Source organism: Paraburkholderia lacunae (genome assembly GCF_003353175.1).
GTDB lineage: Bacteria > Pseudomonadota > Gammaproteobacteria > Burkholderiales > Burkholderiaceae > Paraburkholderia > Paraburkholderia lacunae.
Genome location: NZ_QHKS01000001.1, coordinates 500,044 through 519,942, shown reverse-complemented (window position 1 = coordinate 519,942; position 19,899 = coordinate 500,044). Strand labels below are relative to the sequence as shown.

The window sequence follows — 19,899 nt, the reverse complement described above, 5'->3', positions numbered from 1 at the left end:
CTAATGGCTTTCGCGGCGCGTTCCCGTCAGGCATACCCAACCTTCGTGTTCGCGCCATACGCCGATATCGATCCAGCGCGCATAGACCTGCGCCACTTCGTCCGCTTGTCGAGCGAGAATGCCCGACAGCGCGATCCGCCCGCCCGGCTTGACCTTCGACGACAGCATCGAGGCCATCAGCTTGAGCGGATTCGACAGAATATTGGCGACCACGATGTCGAACTCGCCGGTGGGACATTCGTCAGGCAAACCGTACGTGACCTCCGCACGATTGCGCTCGCTGTTGTGGCGCGCCGATTCGACCGCTTGCGGATCGATGTCGATACCGTACACCGGGTTGGCGCCGCACTTTTTCGCGAGAATCGCGAGGATGCCGGAGCCGCAGCCATAGTCGAGCACCGATTGCTCCGGCTTGACCGATTGCTCGAGCCATTCCATACACAGGCGGGTAGTCGGATGGCTGCCGGTGCCGAATGCGAGGCCCGGATCGAGTTCCAGCACGAGTGCTTCGGGGTCCGGTGCATCGTGCCACGACGGCACGACCCAAATGCGCTCGCCGATCGGGATCGGATCGAATTGCGATTGCGTGAGCCGCACCCAATCCTGTTCCTCGACTTCACGCACGGTGAAAGCGGGCGCGGTTTCCAGCCCCACCTCATTGGCCGCTGCGGTGAGCAGCACCGCCGGCTCGTGTTCGGGAGCCAGCAGCGCGATCACGCGCGAACGCTGCCACGCCGTGCGATCCGGCGTGAGACCGGGCTCGCCGAACAGCGGCTGCTCGTCGGGCGTGTCGGCGTCCGCATCTTCGACCGATACGGACAGCGCGCCCAACTCGAGCAGCGCGTCGGAGAATTCCTCTGCGTGCTCGCGTGCCAGCTCGGCGATCAGTTCCCGGTAGCTCATGACTTACGCTTCTTCCGGCGCGGCCTGCTGCTTCGCGGCCAACCGGTTTTCGAGGTAGTGAATGCTGGTGCCGCCCTCGACGAACTTCGCGTCCAGCATCAATTCGCGGTGCAGCGGAATGTTGGTCTGGATGCCTTCGACCACCATCTCCGACAACGCAATGCGCATCCGCTTGATCGCCTGTTCGCGCGTGGCGCCGTAAGCGATCAGCTTGCCGATCATCGAATCATAGTTCGGCGGCACGAAATAGCCATTGTAGGCGTGCGAATCGACGCGGATGCCGGGGCCACCCGGCATGTGCCACGACGTCAGGCGTCCCGGCGACGGGATGAACTTGAACGGATCTTCCGCGTTGATCCGGCATTCGATCGCGTGACCCTTGAACACGATGTCGCGCTGACGGTAAGCGAGCTTCTCGCCGGCCGCGATGCGGATCTGCTCCTGCACGATGTCGACGCCGGTGATCAGTTCGGTCACCGGGTGCTCGACCTGCACGCGCGTGTTCATTTCAATGAAGTAGAACTCGCCGTTTTCGTACAGGAACTCGAACGTACCCGCGCCAAGATAGCCCATCTTCTTGCAGGCGTCGGCGCAACGATCGCCGATGCGGTCGATCAGGCGACGCGCGATACCCGGCGCCGGCGCTTCTTCGATCACTTTCTGATGGCGGCGCTGCATCGAGCAATCGCGCTCGCCCAGCCAGATCGCGTTCTTGAACGAATCGGACAGCACCTGGATTTCGATGTGCCGCGGGTTCTCCAGGAATTTCTCCATGTAGACCTGCGGGTTGCCGAAGGCTCGGCCCGCTTCTTCGCGCGTCATGTTGACCGCGTTGACCAGCGCCGCTTCCGTGTGCACCACGCGCATGCCGCGGCCACCGCCGCCGCCGGCGGCCTTGATGATCACCGGATAGCCGACTGCGCGGGCAATTTTCACGATCTCCTTCGGATCTTCCGGCAACGCGCCTTCAGAACCCGGCACGCAGGGCACGCCGGTCTTGATCATGGTCTGCTTGGCCGTGACCTTGTCGCCCATCATGCGGATGGTTTCCGGGCGCGGGCCGATGAAGGTGAAGCCGGACTGCTCGACGCGCTCGGCAAAGTCGGCGTTCTCCGACAGGAAGCCGTAGCCGGGGTGAATCGCTTCGGCGTCCGTGACTTCGGCCGCGCTGATCAGCGCCGGCATGTTCAGATAGCTCAGATTCGAAGGCGCCGGGCCGATGCAGACCGCTTCGTCGGCGAGCTTCACGTACTTGGCTTCCTTGTCGGCTTCCGAATAGACGACGACCGTCTTGACGCCGAGTTCGCGGCAGGCGCGCTGGATACGCAGCGCGATCTCGCCGCGATTGGCAATGAGGATTTTTTCAAACATAGCGGGTTTTCGACTCATCAATGGGCGCCCGGTCGATTACGACGCGGGTCGCCTCAGAGGATCGGTCGCGCGCCTTGGGTAGGGCAGGCGCGCGGGCGGCGAACGCAAAGCGTGCCGCGTTAGCCGACCACGAACAGCGGTTGGCCGTACTCGACCGCCTGGCCGTTTTCGACGAGGATTTCCTTGACGACGCCGGACTTGTCCGACTCGATTTCGTTGAGCAGCTTCATCGCTTCGATGATGCAGATGGTCTGGCCTTCCTTGACCGTGTCGCCCACCTGGACGAACGGATCGGCGCCCGGGGACGGCGCGCGGTAGAAGGTGCCGACCATCGGCGAGGTCACCACGTGGCCTTGCGGCGCGGCTGCGGCCGGCACAGCCGGCGCGCCTGCTGCCGCGGCGGCCGGCGCTTCGCCGCTCAGTGCCGGCATCGGCTGTGCGTATTGCGGCGCGTACGAAGCGGACGGTTGCACGTAAACCGGCGGCGCATTCTTGACGATGCGGACCTTGCCTTCGCCCTCGGTCACTTCGAGTTCGGAAATACCGGACTCGGAGACGAGGTCGATCAGAGTTTTCAGTTTACGTAGATCCATCAGGCAGCCCCTTTCAATGCATGAAGTGCCGGCGCGTGCGCGGCCGGCTCAAATTAGTCGTGTTTGGAATCAGCCGCGCGACGAACCGGCGGACAGCCGGTCGAGCGCGAATTCGAGCGCGTACAGATAGCCCTTCCAGCCGAGGCCGCAAATCACGCCCTCAGCCTGGTCGGAGAAATACGAGTGGTGCCGGAACGGTTCGCGGCGATGCACGTTCGACAGGTGAATCTCGACGAACGGGATGCCGACCCCCGCCAGTGCGTCCCGAATGGCCACGCTGGTGTGCGTGTACGCGGCGGGATTGATCAGAATGAAATCGGTTTTCTCGGTCCGGGCGGATTGGATGCGGTCGACCAGAGCGCCTTCGTGATTGCTCTGGAACGACGCGAGTTCGACGCCGGCGTCCGCAGCGCGGTCCGCCAGTGCCTGATCGATCTGCGGCAACGTCACGCGGCCGTAGACCTCAGGTTCCCGGGTGCCGAGAAGGTTGAGGTTGGGGCCGTGCAGTACCAGCAATCGCGTCATGGTCGCTTCTTTTTCCGTGGAATTGGGCGCACTTTAGCGCTGATTAGAGAAACTTGTCTAGTTTCCCGCGCGTTCGGATCGATTTCAGCGGCTCTTCGCCGCTGCTCCGGGCGCCCATCTTCTCTCAAATTTGCGCGATTTGCGCATAATATCGTGCGTTCCGCCGATATTTGAACGTCAAAAGAATGTGAAATTTACAGCGTGTCGAGCGTCTGTTTCAGCTCTTTCGGGTCGATTTGGCCTAATTTTGTCGAGCGAATGTTGCCTTTGGCGTCGATCACGACGGTGAAAGGCAGCCCGCCCGCAGTATTGCCGAACGCGCGGGCAAGGTCGGCGCCGCCGAAGCCGGTCACATAGATCGGGTACGCCACCTTCACCTTTTGCAGGAACGCCTGGATGTTTTTATCAGAATCGACGCCAAGTCCGACGAACTGGATGCCTTTCTTCGCGTATTCGCGCTGAAGTCGCGACAGAGCCGGCATTTCTTCGACGCACGGACCGCACCAGGAGGCCCAGAAGTTGACGACGAGTGGGTGGCCTTTAAGCAAACTTAGCGATTCTGGTTTGCCGTCGACGTTCGTGACGGGCGCGCTCCACAACTGATTGACGGCGCTTTCAGCGGATGCCGGCTGCGCGGCGTGGGCGAGTTCCGAGTTGCCGCCGTTCAGCCAATGATTGGCCAGCATCCCGCCGCCCGCCGCGACGATCGCGACCAGCGCCCCTGCCAGAATCCGTCTCATGTTCATCGTGGGTCTGTCTAATTAGTTGAAGGAGCGACGTCGCTGCCGTCGAGCAGCGCCTGAACCGCCTGCAGATTCGCGCGGGCCGTGCGGCCACGCGCGTCGGCACGTACCGCGCCGCGCAAGTCGTCCGTCTCGTACAGCGCGACGTGGATGCCGACCGGCTCCGCATCGTGCCCTTCGTTCGCCGGGCGCCACAGGAAACTCAGCGTCTCGACATAACCGCGTCCGGCGAAATGCCGTGTTTCCGAGACGTCGTACTGGATGTTGGCGTTCAGAAAGTAGATCGCGACTTCCTTCGGGTTGTCGCAGAACGCCTGAAGATGAATGTCCGAATGTTCGCCGGCCGTGCCGCCGAGCACCGCGCCCGTCAGATAGGGATTGAACGGCGCGAGGCGCTGCATCCAGTCGATCGCGACGCGCCTGAGCCGGCGCAACAACGCCGGCTGGCTGTCGCCCTGGAACAGCGACTGATATTCGCGGATTTCTTCTTCGATCTGGTCGTTATCCGGTAGCCATTCGCCGGCAACACGGCTCTCGCCGACCACTTGCCGCGCCGCTTTACGCTTGGCCGTTGCGTAGTCCAGACCGTCTTCGGCGACCAGCCGCGCAGCCGCAATGGCGATTTCCTCGCGCACGCGCTGCGGATCGAAATGTGATTTGCGAACCATCTCTCAATCATACTAGAGATTGATGACACGCCTTTGTGGGCGGCTCCCGGCGTCCGTTCCGCGCAGGCCAAGGCGGGCGGCCCGGCTTAGGGCGATGTGAAGGCGTCGGTTACAATAGCGTCCTTTGCAGACGGTCTTTCCGGCCGCTCCTGCGCTCTCCCATCCCACGCAAAAAAACGCCCGCGCGGCACGACAGGCTTATGCACATCCACATCCTCGGCATCTGCGGCACCTTCATGGGCGGTCTCGCGGTACTCGCGCGCGGCGCGGGCCACACCGTGACGGGTTGCGATGCCGGCGTCTATCCGCCCATGAGCACGCAGCTCGAGGCGCAAGGCATTCGTCTGATCGAAGGGTACGACGCCGAGCAACTGAACGGCTTGAACGCGGATCTGTTCGTGATCGGCAATGTGGTCTCGCGCGGCAATCCGCTGATGGAAGCGATTCTCGACCGCGGCCTGCCGTATGTGTCCGGCCCGCAATGGCTCGGCGAGCATGTGCTGAACGGCAAATGGGTGCTGGCGGTGGCGGGCACGCACGGCAAGACCACCACCAGCTCGATGCTGACCTGGCTGCTCGAAGACGCCGGCCTGAACCCGGGCTTCCTGATCGGCGGCGTGCCGCTGAATTTCGGCGTGTCGGCGCGGCTGACCGATTCCAGCTTCTTCGTGATCGAGGCCGATGAGTATGACACGGCCTTCTTCGACAAGCGCTCGAAGTTCGTTCACTACCGTCCCAAGACCGCGGTTCTGAACAATCTCGAATACGATCACGCTGACATCTTCCCGGATCTCGCTGCGATCGAAACGCAATTCCATCACCTGATCCGCACGGTGCCGCGCCTTGGCCGGATTGTGACGAACGGCCGTGAAGACGCATTGGAACGCGTGCTGGCGCGCGGTTGCTGGAGCGAAGTCGAGCGGTTCGGCGTGCAAGGCGGCTGGGAAACCTTGCCGGCGGAAGACGGCGTGCCGGTCGACGAACGTTTTGCGGTGTATCACAACAGCGAGCGCGTCGGCGTGGTCGAGTGGCAAGTGCAGGGGGAGCACAACCGGATGAACGCGATCGCCGCGATCGCCGCCGCGCGCCACGTGGGCGTGCCGCCGGCGCAGGCCGCGAAGTCGCTGGCGGGTTTTCGCAACGTCAAGCGCCGCATGGAAGTGCGCGGAAGTGTCGACGGCGTGATCGTCTACGACGACTTCGCCCATCATCCGACCGCGATCGACACTACGGTGGCCGGATTGCGCGCACGTGTCGGCCGCGACAACACACGCATTCTCGCCGTGCTCGAGCCGCGCTCGAACACCATGAGGCTCGGCGTGATGAAAGCGCAACTGCCGGCGAGTCTCGCCGACGCCGACCTCGTGTTCGGCTACGGCGCGCCGAGCGGGCGCGACGCGCTCGGCTGGAATCTCGGCGAAGCGCTCGCGCCGCTCGGCGGCAAGGCGCAGGCGTTCGACAATCTCGATGCGCTGGTCAAAGCAGTGGTCCACGCCGCGCGCCCCGGCGACCAGATTCTGGTGATGAGCAACGGCGGCTTCGGCGGCGTGCATCAGAAGCTGCTCGACGCACTCTCCGTGCGAGGCGCTTCGTGATCCTTTATCTGCACGGTTTCCGCTCGTCGCCGAATTCGTTCAAGGCGCGCGTGCTGGCGGCGCGTCTCGCCGAACTCGGCCGCGGCGACGAGTGGTGCTGTCCGATGCTGCCGGTTTCGCCGTTCGAGACGGTGGCGCTCGCCGAATCGCTGGTGGCCGCGGCGGGCACCGAGCGCGTGACGCTGATCGGCAGTTCGCTCGGCGGCTATTTCGCCACGTGGCTCGCCGAGCAGCATGGCTGGCCGGCGGTGCTGCTGAACCCGGCGGTCGTGCCGCAGCGCGACCTGAGCGCCTATCTCGGCGAGCAGCCGCTGTGGCACGGCGGCGGCAGCATCGTCGTCGAGCCGTACCATCTGGACGAGTTGCGCGCGCTCGGGGTCGCGTCGATTACACGGCCCGAACGCTATTATTTGATGGCGGCCACCGGCGACGAAGTGCTCGATTACCGCGAAATGCTGGCGCATTATCCCGGCGCCCGCACGACGCTCATCGAAGGCAGCGACCACGCGATCAGCGAGTTCGCGCAATACGCCGACGAAGTGCTGGCCTTTTGCGATGCGCAAGACGTCGAGCCGCCGGCGCCGTGCGAGTCGGCCTGACAGTCAGGGCCAAGACTTGTCTTTCACGAGATTCATGCCGCCGGCGCGCGAGTATCGCGTCGCGGACCCACTACCACGAACACGTTGCCGTGCCGCGCACGCAGTGACCGACGGCAGAACAGAGTCGGACGCGCCGGCAGATGCAAGTCAGAACGAGAGTATTGAGTGAACGTTTTCTTTGAGGAATCGGGCAGTTTCAAGGCGGGCAGCGTGCTGTCGCGCCAAGGCGATGCGTTTCAGGTCGAGTTGCCGGGTGGCCGGCGCGCCAAGGTGCGCGCGAAAGACGTGCTGATCGAATTCGAGAAGCCGAGCGCGGCCGAGTTGATGCAGCAGGCCGATACCGCTGCCCAGGACATCGATCTGGACTTCCTGTGGGAATGCGCGCCTGACGACGAATTTCCGTTTGCCACCCTGGGCGCCGAGTACTTCGGCGAGCAGTTCGGCCCGATCGAGCGCGCGGCGCTGGTGCTGCGCATGCACGGCGCGCCGGTGTACTTCCGCCGCAAGGGCCGCGGCATGTATCAACGCGCGCCGCAGGAGCAACTGCAAATGGCGCTTGCCGGACTCGAGCGCAAGCGTCAGCAGGCGCTGGTGCAGGCCGGCTATGAAGATGAGCTGAAGGCGGGCCGTCTGCCGGAGGCTTTCACGGGTGCCAAGGCGCTGGCTTTGCTCACCAAACCCGACAAGAACACGATCGAATACAAGGCGCTCGAAGGCGCGGCGGCGGCGCGAGGCATTTCGCAGGCGCGCCTGATGCTCGAATGCGGCGGCATTCCGTCGGCGCGCGCGCTGCACGAAGCGAAATTCCTGTCAGAGTTTTTCCCGCACGGCACCGGTTTTCCGCCTGTCACTGTCGGCAGCTTGCCGGACGATCTGCCTGAAGCCGAAGTCGAAGCGTTCTCGATCGACGACGTCACCACCACTGAAATCGACGATGCGTTTTCCGTCGAGCATCTGGCCGACGGCCGCGTGCGGATCGGCGTGCACATCGCCGCGCCGGCGCTCGGCATCGGGCGCGGCGACGATATCGATGCGATCGCGCGCACGCGTTTGTCGACCGTTTATATGCCTGGCGACAAGATCACGATGCTGCCGGATAGCGTCGTCGAAGCGTTCACGCTGGCCGAAGGCGGCTTGCGGCCGGCACTCTCGCTGTACGTGATCGTGAATCGCGAGACGCAGGAGATCGTGGCGAGCGAAACGCGCGCCGAGCGCGTGTTCGTGAAGAACAATCTGCGTCACAACACGCTTGACGAAGTGGTGACCGAAGAAGCGCTCGCCGCCGGCAGCGGCGACTATGCGCACAAGGCAGACATCGCGGTGCTGTGGCCGTTCGCGCAGGCGCTGTTCGAAAAGCGTCAGACTGCGCGCGCCGGTTACGGTCTGCGCCGCGAAGTGCAGCGCAACACCGATTTCAATTTCTATGTGAACGGCGAGCACATCACGATCACGCCGCGCAGGCGCGGTTCGCCGCTCGATACGATCGTCGCCGAGTTGGCGATTCTGGCCAACTCGTCGTGGGGCGCGTTCCTGCACGACCACGGCGTGCCGGGGATCTACCGTACGCAGCGCGCGTTCGGCGCGCCGAGCGGCCCGAAGCGCACCCGCATGCAGACCACGGCCGCGCCGCACGAAGGCCTGGGCGTCACGCAATATGCGTGGAGCACGTCGCCGCTGCGCCGCTACGTCGACCTGGTGAACCAGTGGCAGCTGATCGCGTGTGTGCAGCATGGCGTGACCGCGAAACTGGCCGCCCCGTTCAAGCCGAAAGACGCCGATCTGTTCGCCGTCGTGCAAGGTTTCGACGATACCTATAGCGCGTATGCCGATCACCAGCGCCGCATGGAGTACTTCTGGTGCTTGCGCTGGCTGAAGCAGGAGAACAGGAAGCAGGTGGTGGCATCGGTGGTGAAGGGCGATCTCGTGCGCATCGAGGAGATTCCGTTGCTGCTGCACGTGCCGGGTCTTGGCGTGCATGCACGCGGTACGCGCTTGCAGATGGAAGTGATGTCGATCGATGAATTGACCGTCGAGGCCTCCGTGCGCTTGCTGCACGTGCTCGACGCGCCGACCGTGACGAGCGGCGCGGAGGCTGAGGAAGCCGACGAGGGTGAGGACGAAATCATCGACGCCGCCGACGAAAGCGCCGAAGGCGAAGCCGAGGCGCAGGCGGAAGCGGACCTCGACGGCACTGCGGCGACGCAGGGCGACGCCGAAAACGACGCTGGCGCGAGTGCGGCGGCGGCCGATCAACATGTCGCGGAGCCGGGACGATGAGCGCCAACGACGTAGTGCGTGACCGCTATGCGGTGATAGGCAATCCGGTCGGCCATAGCAAGTCGCCGTTCATTCACGGGCGTTTCGCCGCGCAGACCGGCGAGCCCATCGAATACGGCCACCTGCTCGCGCCGGTGGATGCATTCGTGCCGCACGTGCGCGCTTTTATCGAAGCTGGCGGACGCGGCCTGAACGTGACCGTGCCGTTCAAACTCGACGCGCACGCGTTCGCCGACACCTTGTCGCCGCGCTCGGCAGCCGCGGGTGCGGTGAACACGCTGCGCATCGATCCGGCCGGCATTTACGGCGATAACACGGATGGTTTCGGTCTCGTGCGCGACATCGAGGTGAATCTCGGCGTGCCGCTGAAGGGCGCGCGGATCCTGTTGCTGGGCGCGGGCGGCGCGGCGCGCGGCGTGGTGCTGCCGATGCTCGAGCGCGCGCCGCATACGCTGACGATCGTCAATCGCACGGCCGCGAAGGCCGAAGCGCTGGTCGACCAGTTCGCGCAAGCCGCGAGCGACGCAGCGTGCCGTCTGACGGGCGGCGGCACGCGCGCGATCGAAGCGGGCGAGTACGACGTGATCGTCAACGCGACCGCCGGCAGTCTCGACGCGTCGCTGCCGGAGTGCGACGACCGAGCGTTCGGCGCAGGCACGCTGGCTTACGACATGATGTACGGCGCTCAGCCGACGGTGTTCATGGAGCACGCGCGCAAACTGGGCGCACGCGGTGCCGATGGTCTCGGCATGCTGGTCGAACAGGCCGCCGAATCGTTTTTTGTGTGGCGCGGCGTGCGGCCTGACGGCGCGCCGGTGCTGGCCGAGTTGCGTGCATTGCTGACGGCGCCGCCGCTTGCCTAGGCGGGCGCTCGCCCCTTCAGAATTCACCGACTCGGGGACTGTGACCACCATGACAGCAACGCGGCGCGCGAGCCGGCCTGGTCCGGCGCGATGGATTTTCTATCTGGGCGCGGTGGTGACGATTGCGTGGTTCGCGACGCAGCTCTTTTACTTCGCGCAGATCGCGGTGTGGAATTACGTCAATCCTCGATCGACTGCGTTCATGCGGTCGGATGCGTGGAAGTTGTCCGAGGATCGGCCTGCTTTGTCGATGCAGCATACGTGGGTGCCGTATGAGCAGATTTCGCGCAATCTGAAGCGGGCGATTATCGCTTCCGAAGACGCCAATTTCGTTAATAACAACGGGTACGAGACTGACGCCATTTTGCAGGCGTGGGAGCGGAATAAGGCCAAGGGCAGGATTGTGCGAGGCGGCTCGACGATCACTCAACAACTGGCGCGGAATCTGTTTTTGTCGCGGGAGAAGAGTTATATCCGCAAGGGGCAGGAGCTGATCATTACCTGGATGCTCGAAACCTTGATGGACAAGGAACGGATCTTTGAGATTTATCTCAACTCCGTTGAGTGGGGGAATGGGGTGTATGGCGCCGAGGCGGCGGCGCGTTATTACTACAAGACTTCGGCTGATAAGTTGACTGCTGGGCAGTCGGCCCGGCTGGCCGTGATGTTGCCGCGGCCTAAGTATTTTGACGAGCACAGGGGCTCGGGGTATCTGGCCCAGCGATCGCGTGTGATTGCGCGGCGGATGGGGGCTGCTGAGTTGCCCGAATAAGTTTTTTTGCCTTTGGCGGCGGCAATTTGTGGTTTGCCTTAGGTGGGCTTGATTTTTTTGCCCTCGCGGCGCTTATGGTGGTGCTGCCTGCGGCGCTGGCCTTTCCCTGTTCTGATTTCCTAGGCCTTTCCTTGATTTCTTTGTGGTCTATTAGCTTTCCCCCTGTGCGGGGGAGCACCTACTTTTCTTTGCCGGCCGCAAAGAAAAGTAGGCAAAAGAAAGCGGCTAGAACCGCTAATTCTTAAGCGGGCACCACGGTGATCAACGCGGAGTGGAGGCCACCTGATCTGTGGCATCGCGCATTCAGCCTTGGTGACAAGGCAGTCATCCACCCCTTCTCGCGCTACGCGCTCGCCGGCAAGGTACTTCATCCAACCACCCACTACGTTTGGCGTCCGCGTCGTGCGCCGGGCGTAGCTCGCCAGTTCACGCGTGCGCGCCGCGCCATGACGCCCGAGTTCCGCTCAACACAGCACTCCGGATCTGCCCCTCGCCGAGGCGAAGCCGACGGCTGTCGCCAGGCAAAACCGGAGCGGGCGGTTTGGGATGGACCTTGCCGGCGAGCGCGTAGCGCGAGAAGGGGCGGATGACTGCCTTGTCACAGGCACTCATGGACCACGGTGTGGTCCGGCAGGTTTCCACTACCGGTGGTTGACCGAGGTGCCCGCTTCAGAATTGGCGGTTCTAGCCGCTTTCTTTTGCCTACTTTTCTTTGCGGCCGGCAAAGAAAAGTAGGTGCTCCCCCGCACAGGGGGAAAGCTAATAGACCACAAAGAAATCAAGGAAAGGCACCGCCGCAGGTAGCACCACCATAAGCGCCGCGAAGGCAAAAAAATCAGGAAAGACCATCGCCGCAGGCAAACAAGAAAAGGCCAAAGAAGCCAGAACAGGAAAAGGCCCTGCCGCAGGCAGCACCACCGGAAAGCGCCGCACAGGCAGCAAAAAAACCAGGCCCAACGCCGTAGGCAGCACGAACAAAAGCGCCGCGTGGGCAAAAAAAGCCCGCAAATCCGACGACCGCCGACGAACATCAACCCCAGCCCCCGGCAAGGCAAAATCCCATTATATGAATCCAACACTCACATATTGGAGCTTTCCAAAAAACCGCCCTACAATCCAATCCAACACGCACCGCGAGCAGAAAAAGCAGCAACAGCAGGACTAGCAGGAAAGGCATAAAGCCCCAAACCCCTGCCCGCGGGAGCGAAGCAAAAGAACCCGGAGACAAAGCCAAACCATGCCTAAGACCGAAAGAAGGCGGCACCGCCACGCCTGCCGTGCCGTGAGCAGCGGCAAAACTCCAAGGCCACCTCTGCGGCCCTGCGCTGCAAGCGCAAAAAACCGATCCTATTAGCGAATCGCCATGAACAAAGCGATGCCTACTCACGCAGCCAGCGCGTCTGGGCCCGACCTGTCGTCGACAGCGGAGCACACGCCCAGCGCCGCACTACAGCCGGCCAGCGCGGCAAAAGCCTCGCGCGCCGGCGCCCAGACCCCGCGCGCCGGCGCTCAGCCGCCTGTGGCCGACGAAATCGCACTACCCAGCACGCTGCTGGATATCACCCCGCAACAAGCTGGCACGCAAACGCTCCTGCGCGGTCTGGCGATTCTCGAAGCCGCCGCCGCCGGTGTCCGCGATCTGCGCACCTTCGGCGCCGCGCTCGGCACCACCCGCAGCACCACGCATCGGCTGGTGAGCAGCCTCGTGCAGGCGCGCTACCTGCGGCAGGTCCAAGGCGGCTATCTGCTCGGTCCGAAGCTGATCGAACTCGGCACCATCGCGCTCGAACAGATGCCGCTCACCGCGGTCGCGCGTCGGCATCTCGAATCGCTCGCGGAACAGACGCTCGATACGATCCACCTCGGCGTGCGCGACGGCGACGACGTGCTGTACATCGACAAGATCCCCGGCACCCGCGGTCTGGAAATGCGCTCGCGCGTCGGTCACCGGATGCCGCTCGCGTCGACCGGCATCGGTAAAGCCATGATGCTCGACCTCACGCCGGACGCCTGGCAGTCGCTGTTCGAAGCGTCGCGGCGCGCGCTCGCCGGTGTCAGCTTCAAGCCGGATAACCGCCCCGACGCGCAGACCTTCATGCAGCGTATGACTAGCTACGCCGCCGGCGGCTACACCTTCGACCTCGAAGAAAACGAAGCGTCGATCCGTTGCGTCGCCGCGCCCGTGCGCGATGCGTCGGGCGCAGTGGTGGCGGCGCTGTCGGTGGCGAGCACGATCCCCTACATGTCGCTCGAACGCATGGATGAGCTGATTCCGGTCGTGCAGCGCGAAGCACGCGCGATCTCGGAAGAACTCGGCTGGCGTGCACCGCAACCCGCAACCCGCAGGATCAAACGATGAAGCAAGCGTACTCTCCTGCACCGGCAGTCGATCACGCCGTTGCCGCGGGCGCAGCCGACGCCGGCTTCGAACACGCCGCGCTGATCGGGCTCGATTGGGGCACGACGTCGCTGCGCGCGTATCTGTTCGACGCCGCGGGCAAGCTGCTGGGCTCGCGTGCTTCGACGGCAGGCATCATGAATCTGCCGCGCAGCGCCGAGCAAGGCGGCTTCGACGCGGCCTTCGATGAAGCATGCGGCGCCTGGCTCGAACACGCTCCCGGTCTGCCGGTGGTCGCGGCAGGCATGGTCGGCAGCGCGCAAGGCTGGCTCGAAGCGCCCTATGTCGACGCGCCGGTGAATGCCGATACGCTGGTCGCCGGCATCGTCCGCGTGAAGGCGGCGTGCGGCGCAACGCTGCATATCGTGCCGGGCGTCCTGCAACGCGGCGAATTGCCTAACGTGATGCGCGGCGAGGAAACACAGGTTTTCGGCGCGCTCGGCGCGGACGCCGGCTCCGCGGATAGCGGCAAACGCGCGCTGATCGGCTTGCCGGGTACACACGCGAAATGGGTCGTTGTACAAGCGGGCCGCATCGAACGCTTTCATACCTTCATGACGGGCGAAGTGTTCGCCGCATTGCGCGACCACACGATCCTCGGCCGCACGATGACCACGCCGGATCGTCCGGATACCGGTGCGTTCCTGCACGGCGTGAACATCGCTCGCGAGAAAGGCCAGGCGGGTCTGCTCGCGACCGTATTCAGCGCCCGCGCGCTTGGCCTCACCGGACAGCTTTCGAGTGAACAGCAACCGGACTATCTGTCGGGATTGCTGATCGGTCACGAATTGGCCGGCCTCGACGCCGTGCTCGCGCAACAACAGAGCTCGCTCGCCGGGCAGGCGTTGCGGCTGATCGGCAACGAGGCGCTGTGCGAGCGTTATCGCCTCGCGCTGGCGCAATTCGGCTGCACTCAGGCGGAGCTGGTGAAGCTCGCGACCGAGCACGGCCTGTGGCGCGTCGCCACCCAGGCGGGGCTCGTCAAGCCGGCCGGTCAGCCGGCCGCCCAGCCGACGCGGGCCGGCTGACCGGCAGCGCCGCCGCCGATAAAGCCGAATATGAAGCCGCACACGATACAAGGAACCGACATGCAACCTCATATCAATCTGCCCGCTCCGTATATGCCGCACGCGGGTCTGATCGCGGCGTTCGAGGTGTGTCCGCTGATCGCGATCATGCGCGGGCTCACGCCCGCCGATGCGGCCGATCACGGTCAGGCGCTGTACGAAGCGGGTTTCCGGATCGTCGAAGTGCCGTTGAACTCGCCGCAGCCGTTCGACAGCATCGCGGCGATCCGCAAGGTGTTGCAGGACGATGCGATCGTCGGTGCGGGCACGGTGCTGCATCCGAGCTTCGTCAGCGACGTGAAGTCGGCGGGTGGCGAGCTGATCGTGATGCCGCATAGCGACCCGGAAGTGGTGAGCGCCGCGAAGGCGCAAGGTCTGGCGTGCGCGCCGGGCGTCGCGACGCCGACAGAAGCCTTCATCGCGCTGAAAAACGGCGCCGACGTGCTGAAGATGTTCCCTGCCGAACAGCTCGGCTGCCAGGTCGTGAAGGCGTGGCGCGCCGTGATCGCGGCGCAAGTGCCGCTGGTGCCGGTCGGCGGAATCACGCCGGACAACATGGGGCCGTTTCTCAGCGCCGGCGCGAACGGTTTCGGGCTCGGCTCGGCGCTATACAAGCCGGGGCAGAGCGCGGCGGTGACGGCTTCGCACGCGAAGGCGTTCATCAACGGGTTGCGCGTCGCCCGGGCGGGTGCGAAGAAATGAACCGGCTCGCCGACAAGACCGCGTTGATCACCGGCGCCGGGCGCGGCATCGGCGCGGCGATCGCGCTCGCGTTTGCGCGCGAAGGCGCGGCGGTCGTGCTGGCCGAGTTGGACATCGAAACCGCGCGGCGGACGGCGGAGCAGATCGAGGCGCAAACCGGCGCGCGCGTGCTGGCGGTGCACACCGACGTGACGCAATCAGCCTCGGTGCAGCACGCGGTGAGCGAAGCCGAACGTGCGTTCGGCGCGCTCGACGTGCTGGTGAACAACGCCGGCATCAACGTGTTCTGCGATCCGCTGACGATGACCGACGACGATTGGCGCCGCTGCTTCGCGGTCGATCTCGACGGTGTGTGGAACGGTTGCCGCGCGGTGTTGCCGGGCATGGTGGAACGTGGCGCGGGCAGCATCGTGAATATCGCGTCGACGCATGCGTTCAAGATCATTCCGGGCTGCTTTCCGTACCCGGTCGCGAAGCACGGCGTGATCGGTCTGACGCGTGCGCTCGGCATCGAATACGCGCCGCGCAATGTGCGGGTCAACGCAATCGCGCCGGGCTACATCGAAACGCAGTTGACACACGACTGGTGGAACGAACAGGCGGACCCCCTTGCCGCGAAACAGGCAACGCTGGATTTGCAGCCGATGAAACGCATCGGCCGCCCTGAAGAAGTGGCGATGACAGCCGTGTTCCTTGCTTCGGACGAAGCGCCGTTCATCAACGCCACCTGCATCACCGTGGATGGTGGCCGCTCGGCGCTGTATCACGATTGACCGTAGCAACGCAGCAAAGCAGCACGCAACAGGAAGAGTTCACCGGACGACGCGCTGGCCGCGTGTGTCACAACCGGTACAAGAAAACGCGGCCGATACCTTCTCGTTATCAATTAGTCGGGAGACACGCATTATGAAACGCAGAATTTTCCTCACGCTGGCAGCAGCGGCGGCGGGTGTGCTCTTCAACGCACCGGTCGCGCAAGCCGCCGATCCGGTCAAGATCGGCTTCCTCGTGAAGCAGCCGGAGGAACCGTGGTTCCAGGACGAGTGGAAGTTCGCTGAAATCGCCGCCAAGGAAAAGGGCTTCACGCTGGTGAAGATCGGCGCGCCGTCGGGCGAGAAGGTGATGAGCGCCATCGACAACCTGTCGGCTCAGAAAGCGCAAGGCTTCGTGATCTGCACGCCCGACGTCAAGCTCGGCCCGGGCATCGTCGCCAAGGCGAAGGCCGACGGCCTGAAGATGATGACGGTCGACGACCGTCTGGTGGACGGCGCGGGCAAGCCGATCGCCTCTGTGCCGCACATGGGCATCTCGGCGTACAACATCGGCAAGCAGGTCGGCGACGGTCTGGCTGCGGAAATCAAGAAGCGCGGCTGGGACATGAAGGAAGTCGGCGCGATCGACGTGACCTACGAGCAGCTGCCGACCGCGCATGACCGCACCACCGGCGCGACCGACGCGCTCCTCGCCGCCGGCTTCCCGAAGGCCAACGTGATTGCGGCGCCGCAAGCGAAGACCGACACGGAAAACGCGTTCAACGCCGCCAACATCGCGCTGACCAAGAACCCGCAGTTCAAGCACTGGATCGCCTACGCGCTGAACGACGAAGGCGTGCTCGGCGCGGTGCGCGCAGCGGAAGGCCGCGGCTTCAAGGCGGACAACATGATCGGGATCGGCATCGGCGGTTCGGAATCGGCGCTCAACGAGTTCAAGAAGCCGTCGCCCACGGGCTTTTTCGGCACCGTGATCATCAGCCCGAAGCGTCACGGCGAAGAAACCTCGACGCTGATGTACGACTGGATCACCCAAGGCAAGGAACCGCCGGCTCTGACGCTGACCAGCGGCATGCTGGCCACGCGTGACAACGTCGGTGAAGTGCGCGAGAAGATGGGCCTCGCGTCGAAGTAAGCCGTGTTGCAGTGAGATGAACTGCCGGTGCGTGCGTCTTTTTCACGAAAGAAGGCGCGCACCGGCAGCAGCAATAGAAGAAGCAGTTGAGACAGACCGTGCTTGTGTCCACGAGGTCCATAAGGCATGTCGAGCACGGTTAACATGAAATAGCAACTATGTTGCATGGGACCAGAGTAAGTGCTTTGCATGGGACCAGAGTAAGCGCTAAAGCGCTAACTCTGGTCGACCGCAACGAATTGCATGGGACCAGAGTAAAGCGCTAAAGCGCTAACTCTGGTCGACACAGGAGGCGAAGTGTCAGCGACGCTACGTTTTGACAATATCGGCAAGGTTTTTCCAGGCGTGCGCGCGCTCGACGGTGTGTCCTTCGAGGTCAACGTCGGCCAGGTGCACGGCCTGATGGGCGAAAACGGCGCAGGGAAATCGACCCTGCTGAAGATTCTCGGCGGTGAATACCAGCCGGATTCGGGCCGCGTGATGATCGACGGCAACGAGGTGCGCTTCGCGAGTGCGGCGTCGTCGATTGCGGCAGGAATCGCGGTGATTCACCAGGAACTGCAATACGTGCCCGATCTGACGGTCGCGGAAAACCTGCTGCTCGGCCAATTGCCGAACTCGCTCGGCTGGGTCAACAAGCGCGAAGCAAAACGCTTCGTGCGCGAACGCCTCGAAGCAATGGGCGTGGCGCTCGACCCGAACGCGAAGCTGAGGAAGCTCTCGATCGCGCAACGGCAGATGGTCGAAATCTGCAAGGCGCTGCTGCGCAACGCGCGTGTGATCGCCCTGGACGAACCGACCAGCTCGCTGTCGCACCGCGAGACCGAAGTGCTGTTCAAGCTGGTGCGCGATCTGCGCGCGGACAACCGCGCGATGATCTACATCTCGCACCGGATGGACGAGATTTACGAGCTGTGCGACGCCTGCACGATTTTCCGCGACGGCCGCAAGATCGCCTCGCATCCGACGCTCGAAGGTGTGAAGCGCGAGACGATCGTGAGCGAGATGGTCGGGCGCGAAATCGCCGACATCTACAACTATTCCGCGCGGCCGCTCGGTGAAGTCCGTTTCGCGGCAAAAGCGATCGAAGGACATGCGCTGACGCAACCGGCCAGCTTCGAAGTGCGGCGCGGCGAGATCGTCGGCTTCTTCGGTCTGGTGGGCGCGGGACGCAGCGAACTGATGCACCTCGTGTACGGCGCCGATCACAAGAAGGCCGGCGAACTGGTCCTCGACGGCGAGCCGATCAAGGTCCGCAGCGCCGGCGAAGCGATCAGGCACGGCATCGTGCTGTGTCCGGAAGACCGCAAGGAAGAAGGCATCGTCGCGATGGCGACCGTGTCGGAGAACATCAATATCAGTTGCCGCCGCCACTATCTGCGCGCGGGCATGTTCCTCGATCGCAAGAAGGAAGCGGAAACCGCGGACCGTTTCATCAAGCTGCTGAAGATCAAGACGCCGAGCCGCCGCCAGAAGATCCGCTTTCTGTCGGGCGGCAACCAGCAAAAGGCGATTCTGTCGCGCTGGCTGGCCGAGCCGGATCTGAAAGTGGTGATTCTCGACGAACCGACGCGCGGCATCGACGTCGGTGCGAAGCATGAAATCTACAACGTGATCTATCAGCTCGCCGAACGCGGCTGCGCCATCGTGATGATTTCTTCGGAGTTGCCGGAAGTGCTCGGCGTATCCGACCGGATCGTCGTGATGCGCCAGGGCCGTATTTCCGGCGAATTGTCGCGCAAGGATGCCACCGAACAAACGGTGTTGAGCCTCGCGTTGCCGCAAAGCTCGACCGCGCTGCCCGCCACCAGCCAGGCGGCCTGAATATTATTTGGACGCAAGTCCGCAACCCGTGGGGAACGGGAGGAGTCTTCAACATGCAAGCCAGAGAAAACCTCGCGCAACAGGCCGCCAAAAGCGCCGCCGAAGCGCTGATTCCGCAAGCCAACGACAAGGCGAAATGGTGGCAGCAGATCACCGAATACAGCCTGATCGTGATCTTCGTGGTGATGTTCATCACGATGTCGCTGACCGTCGATCACTTCTTCTCGATCGAGAACATGCTCGGCCTCGCGCTGTCGATTTCGCAGATCGGCATGGTCGCGTGCACGATGATGTTCTGCCTCGCGTCGCGCGATTTCGACCTGTCGGTGGGTTCGACAGTCGCATTTGCCGGCGTGCTGTGCGCGATGGTGCTGAACGCGACCGGCAATACGTTTATCGCGATTGTCGCGGCGGTGTTCGCGGGCGCGGTGATCGGTTTCGTCAACGGCGCGGTGATTGCGTATCTGCGCATCAACGCGCTGATTACGACGCTGGCAACCATGGAAATCGTCCGCGGCCTCGGCTTCATCGTGTCGCACGGGCAGGCCGTCGGCGTGTCGTCGGATACGTTCATTGCGTTGGGCGGCCTGAGCTTCTTCGGCGTGTCGCTGCCGATCTGGGTCACGCTGCTGTGCTTCGTCGTATTCGGCGTGATGCTCAATCAGACCGTGTACGGCCGCAATACGCTGGCAATCGGCGGCAATCCCGAAGCCTCGCGTCTGGCCGGTATCAACGTCGAGCGCACGCGTGTCTTTATCTTCCTGATTCAAGGCGCGGTGACGGCGCTCGCGGGTGTGATTCTCGCTTCGCGCATTACGTCGGGTCAGCCGAACGCCGCCGAAGGCTTCGAGCTGAACGTGATTTCGGCTTGCGTGCTCGGCGGCGTATCGCTGCTCGGCGGCCGCGCGACGATCTCGGGTGTCGTGATCGGCGTACTGATCATGGGTACGGTCGAGAACGTGATGAACCTGATGAATATCGACGCGTTCTATCAGTACCTCGTGCGCGGCGCGATCCTGCTGGCCGCCGTGCTGCTCGATCAGCTGAAGAACCGCGGATCACGAGACTAAACCCGCGGGACTGAACCCGGGGCT

19 protein-coding genes are annotated in these 19,899 nt (G+C 63.7%); 12 read left to right on the top strand and 7 right to left on the bottom strand.

The window, feature by feature from the left end; all coding sequences use genetic code 11:
• From prmA to DLM46_RS02500, 6 genes are all read right to left on the bottom strand, one after another.
• A complete protein-coding gene (gene prmA, locus DLM46_RS02525) occupies positions 1 to 903 on the bottom strand; it encodes a 50S ribosomal protein L11 methyltransferase (protein ID WP_115099117.1) in 903 nt (300 codons plus the stop codon).
• A gap of 3 nt (positions 904 to 906) precedes the next feature.
• Positions 907 to 2,274, bottom strand: a complete 1,368-nt coding sequence (accC, locus tag DLM46_RS02520) for an acetyl-CoA carboxylase biotin carboxylase subunit (protein WP_115099115.1) — start codon at positions 2,272 to 2,274, stop codon at positions 907 to 909.
• Positions 2,275 to 2,393: 119 nt separating this feature from the next.
• On the bottom strand, positions 2,394 to 2,867 hold the full coding sequence (gene accB / locus DLM46_RS02515; RefSeq protein ID WP_115099113.1) for an acetyl-CoA carboxylase biotin carboxyl carrier protein: 474 nt from the start codon (positions 2,865 to 2,867) through the stop codon (positions 2,394 to 2,396).
• Positions 2,868 to 2,936: 69 nt separating this feature from the next.
• Positions 2,937 to 3,392, bottom strand: coding sequence for a type II 3-dehydroquinate dehydratase (gene aroQ / locus DLM46_RS02510; protein ID WP_063497372.1), 456 nt, complete (start codon positions 3,390 to 3,392; stop codon positions 2,937 to 2,939).
• A 194-nt stretch (positions 3,393 to 3,586) separates the two neighbouring features.
• Positions 3,587 to 4,138: a TlpA family protein disulfide reductase gene (locus DLM46_RS02505; protein WP_165847897.1), complete on the bottom strand. Its 552-nt coding sequence runs from the start codon at positions 4,136 to 4,138 to the stop codon at positions 3,587 to 3,589.
• Between the two features lie 11 nt (positions 4,139 to 4,149).
• Positions 4,150 to 4,803 carry a UDP-N-acetylmuramate--alanine ligase gene (locus tag DLM46_RS02500; RefSeq protein ID WP_115099111.1) on the bottom strand — a complete coding sequence of 218 codons (654 nt, stop codon included), beginning with the start codon at positions 4,801 to 4,803 and terminating at the stop codon, positions 4,150 to 4,152.
• Between the two features lie 200 nt (positions 4,804 to 5,003).
• On the opposite strand from DLM46_RS02500, the gene mpl reads away from it, so the two are divergent.
• From mpl to mtgA, 5 genes are all read left to right on the top strand, one after another.
• Positions 5,004 to 6,398, top strand: coding sequence for a UDP-N-acetylmuramate:L-alanyl-gamma-D-glutamyl-meso-diaminopimelate ligase (gene mpl / locus DLM46_RS02495; RefSeq protein ID WP_115099109.1), 1,395 nt, complete (start codon positions 5,004 to 5,006; stop codon positions 6,396 to 6,398).
• Positions 6,395 to 6,997, top strand: coding sequence for a YqiA/YcfP family alpha/beta fold hydrolase (locus tag DLM46_RS02490; RefSeq protein WP_115099107.1), 603 nt, complete (start codon positions 6,395 to 6,397; stop codon positions 6,995 to 6,997). Before mpl ends, DLM46_RS02490 begins: the two co-directional genes overlap by 4 nt.
• Positions 6,998 to 7,162: 165 nt before the next feature.
• Positions 7,163 to 9,274 (top strand): ribonuclease catalytic domain-containing protein, encoded by a 2,112-nt coding sequence (locus DLM46_RS02485; protein WP_115099105.1) that lies wholly within the window; start codon positions 7,163 to 7,165, stop codon positions 9,272 to 9,274.
• A complete protein-coding gene (gene aroE / locus DLM46_RS02480; protein ID WP_115099102.1) occupies positions 9,271 to 10,137 on the top strand; it encodes a shikimate dehydrogenase in 867 nt (288 codons plus the stop codon). The genes DLM46_RS02485 and aroE overlap by 4 nt, the downstream gene beginning before the upstream one ends.
• Positions 10,138 to 10,186: 49 nt before the next feature.
• Positions 10,187 to 10,909 (top strand): monofunctional biosynthetic peptidoglycan transglycosylase, encoded by a 723-nt coding sequence (gene mtgA / locus DLM46_RS02475; RefSeq protein WP_115099100.1) that lies wholly within the window; start codon positions 10,187 to 10,189, stop codon positions 10,907 to 10,909.
• Between the two features lie 759 nt (positions 10,910 to 11,668).
• Here mtgA and DLM46_RS02470 read toward each other — a convergent pair.
• A complete protein-coding gene (locus DLM46_RS02470; RefSeq protein WP_133300294.1) occupies positions 11,669 to 11,959 on the bottom strand; it encodes a hypothetical protein in 291 nt (96 codons plus the stop codon).
• Between the two features lie 313 nt (positions 11,960 to 12,272).
• Between DLM46_RS02470 and DLM46_RS02465 the strand changes: the two genes are divergently transcribed.
• The 7 genes from DLM46_RS02465 to araH all read left to right on the top strand — a co-directional run bounded on the left by DLM46_RS02465 (position 12,273) and on the right by araH (position 19,875).
• The gene (locus DLM46_RS02465) at positions 12,273 to 13,268 is read left to right on the top strand and encodes an IclR family transcriptional regulator (protein WP_115099096.1); all 996 of its coding nucleotides are present in this window, start codon (positions 12,273 to 12,275) and stop codon (positions 13,266 to 13,268) included.
• On the top strand, positions 13,265 to 14,335 hold the full coding sequence (locus tag DLM46_RS02460) for a 2-dehydro-3-deoxygalactonokinase (RefSeq protein WP_115099093.1): 1,071 nt from the start codon (positions 13,265 to 13,267) through the stop codon (positions 14,333 to 14,335). The genes DLM46_RS02465 and DLM46_RS02460 overlap by 4 nt, the downstream gene beginning before the upstream one ends.
• 60 nt (positions 14,336 to 14,395) lie before the next feature.
• The gene (locus DLM46_RS02455) at positions 14,396 to 15,076 is read left to right on the top strand and encodes a 2-dehydro-3-deoxy-6-phosphogalactonate aldolase (protein ID WP_115099092.1); all 681 of its coding nucleotides are present in this window, start codon (positions 14,396 to 14,398) and stop codon (positions 15,074 to 15,076) included.
• Entirely contained in the window at positions 15,073 to 15,849 is a 777-nt protein-coding gene (locus DLM46_RS02450) for an SDR family oxidoreductase (RefSeq protein WP_115099090.1), read from the top strand. Before DLM46_RS02455 ends, DLM46_RS02450 begins: the two co-directional genes overlap by 4 nt.
• 133 nt (positions 15,850 to 15,982) lie before the next feature.
• Entirely contained in the window at positions 15,983 to 16,981 is a 999-nt protein-coding gene (locus tag DLM46_RS02445; RefSeq protein ID WP_115099088.1) for an arabinose ABC transporter substrate-binding protein, read from the top strand.
• Between the two features lie 297 nt (positions 16,982 to 17,278).
• On the top strand, positions 17,279 to 18,805 hold the full coding sequence (gene araG, locus DLM46_RS02440) for an L-arabinose ABC transporter ATP-binding protein AraG (protein WP_115099086.1): 1,527 nt from the start codon (positions 17,279 to 17,281) through the stop codon (positions 18,803 to 18,805).
• Positions 18,806 to 18,858: 53 nt separating this feature from the next.
• Positions 18,859 to 19,875, top strand: a complete 1,017-nt coding sequence (gene araH / locus DLM46_RS02435) for an L-arabinose ABC transporter permease AraH (RefSeq protein WP_115099085.1) — start codon at positions 18,859 to 18,861, stop codon at positions 19,873 to 19,875.
• Positions 19,876 to 19,899 lie beyond the last annotated feature (24 nt).

Bases quoted from the DNA above. Each gene is read 5' to 3' on its own strand.
- prmA (WP_115099117.1), bottom strand. From the start codon at position 903: ATGAGCTACCGGGAACTGATCGCCGAGCTGGCACGCGAGCACGCAGAG.
- accC (WP_115099115.1), bottom strand. From the start codon at position 2,274: ATGTTTGAAAAAATCCTCATTGCCAATCGCGGCGAGATCGCGCTGCGT.
- accB (WP_115099113.1), bottom strand. From the start codon at position 2,867: ATGGATCTACGTAAACTGAAAACTCTGATCGACCTCGTCTCCGAGTCC.
- aroQ (WP_063497372.1), bottom strand. From the start codon at position 3,392: ATGACGCGATTGCTGGTACTGCACGGCCCCAACCTCAACCTTCTCGGC.
- DLM46_RS02505 (WP_165847897.1), bottom strand. From the start codon at position 4,138: ATGAACATGAGACGGATTCTGGCAGGGGCGCTGGTCGCGATCGTCGCG.
- DLM46_RS02500 (WP_115099111.1), bottom strand. From the start codon at position 4,803: ATGGTTCGCAAATCACATTTCGATCCGCAGCGCGTGCGCGAGGAAATC.
- mpl (WP_115099109.1), top strand. From the start codon at position 5,004: ATGCACATCCACATCCTCGGCATCTGCGGCACCTTCATGGGCGGTCTC.
- aroE (WP_115099102.1), top strand. From the start codon at position 9,271: ATGAGCGCCAACGACGTAGTGCGTGACCGCTATGCGGTGATAGGCAAT.
- mtgA (WP_115099100.1), top strand. From the start codon at position 10,187: ATGACAGCAACGCGGCGCGCGAGCCGGCCTGGTCCGGCGCGATGGATT.
- DLM46_RS02465 (WP_115099096.1), top strand. From the start codon at position 12,273: ATGAACAAAGCGATGCCTACTCACGCAGCCAGCGCGTCTGGGCCCGAC.
- DLM46_RS02460 (WP_115099093.1), top strand. From the start codon at position 13,265: ATGAAGCAAGCGTACTCTCCTGCACCGGCAGTCGATCACGCCGTTGCC.
- DLM46_RS02455 (WP_115099092.1), top strand. From the start codon at position 14,396: ATGCAACCTCATATCAATCTGCCCGCTCCGTATATGCCGCACGCGGGT.
- DLM46_RS02450 (WP_115099090.1), top strand. From the start codon at position 15,073: ATGAACCGGCTCGCCGACAAGACCGCGTTGATCACCGGCGCCGGGCGC.
- DLM46_RS02445 (WP_115099088.1), top strand. From the start codon at position 15,983: ATGAAACGCAGAATTTTCCTCACGCTGGCAGCAGCGGCGGCGGGTGTG.
- araH (WP_115099085.1), top strand. From the start codon at position 18,859: ATGCAAGCCAGAGAAAACCTCGCGCAACAGGCCGCCAAAAGCGCCGCC.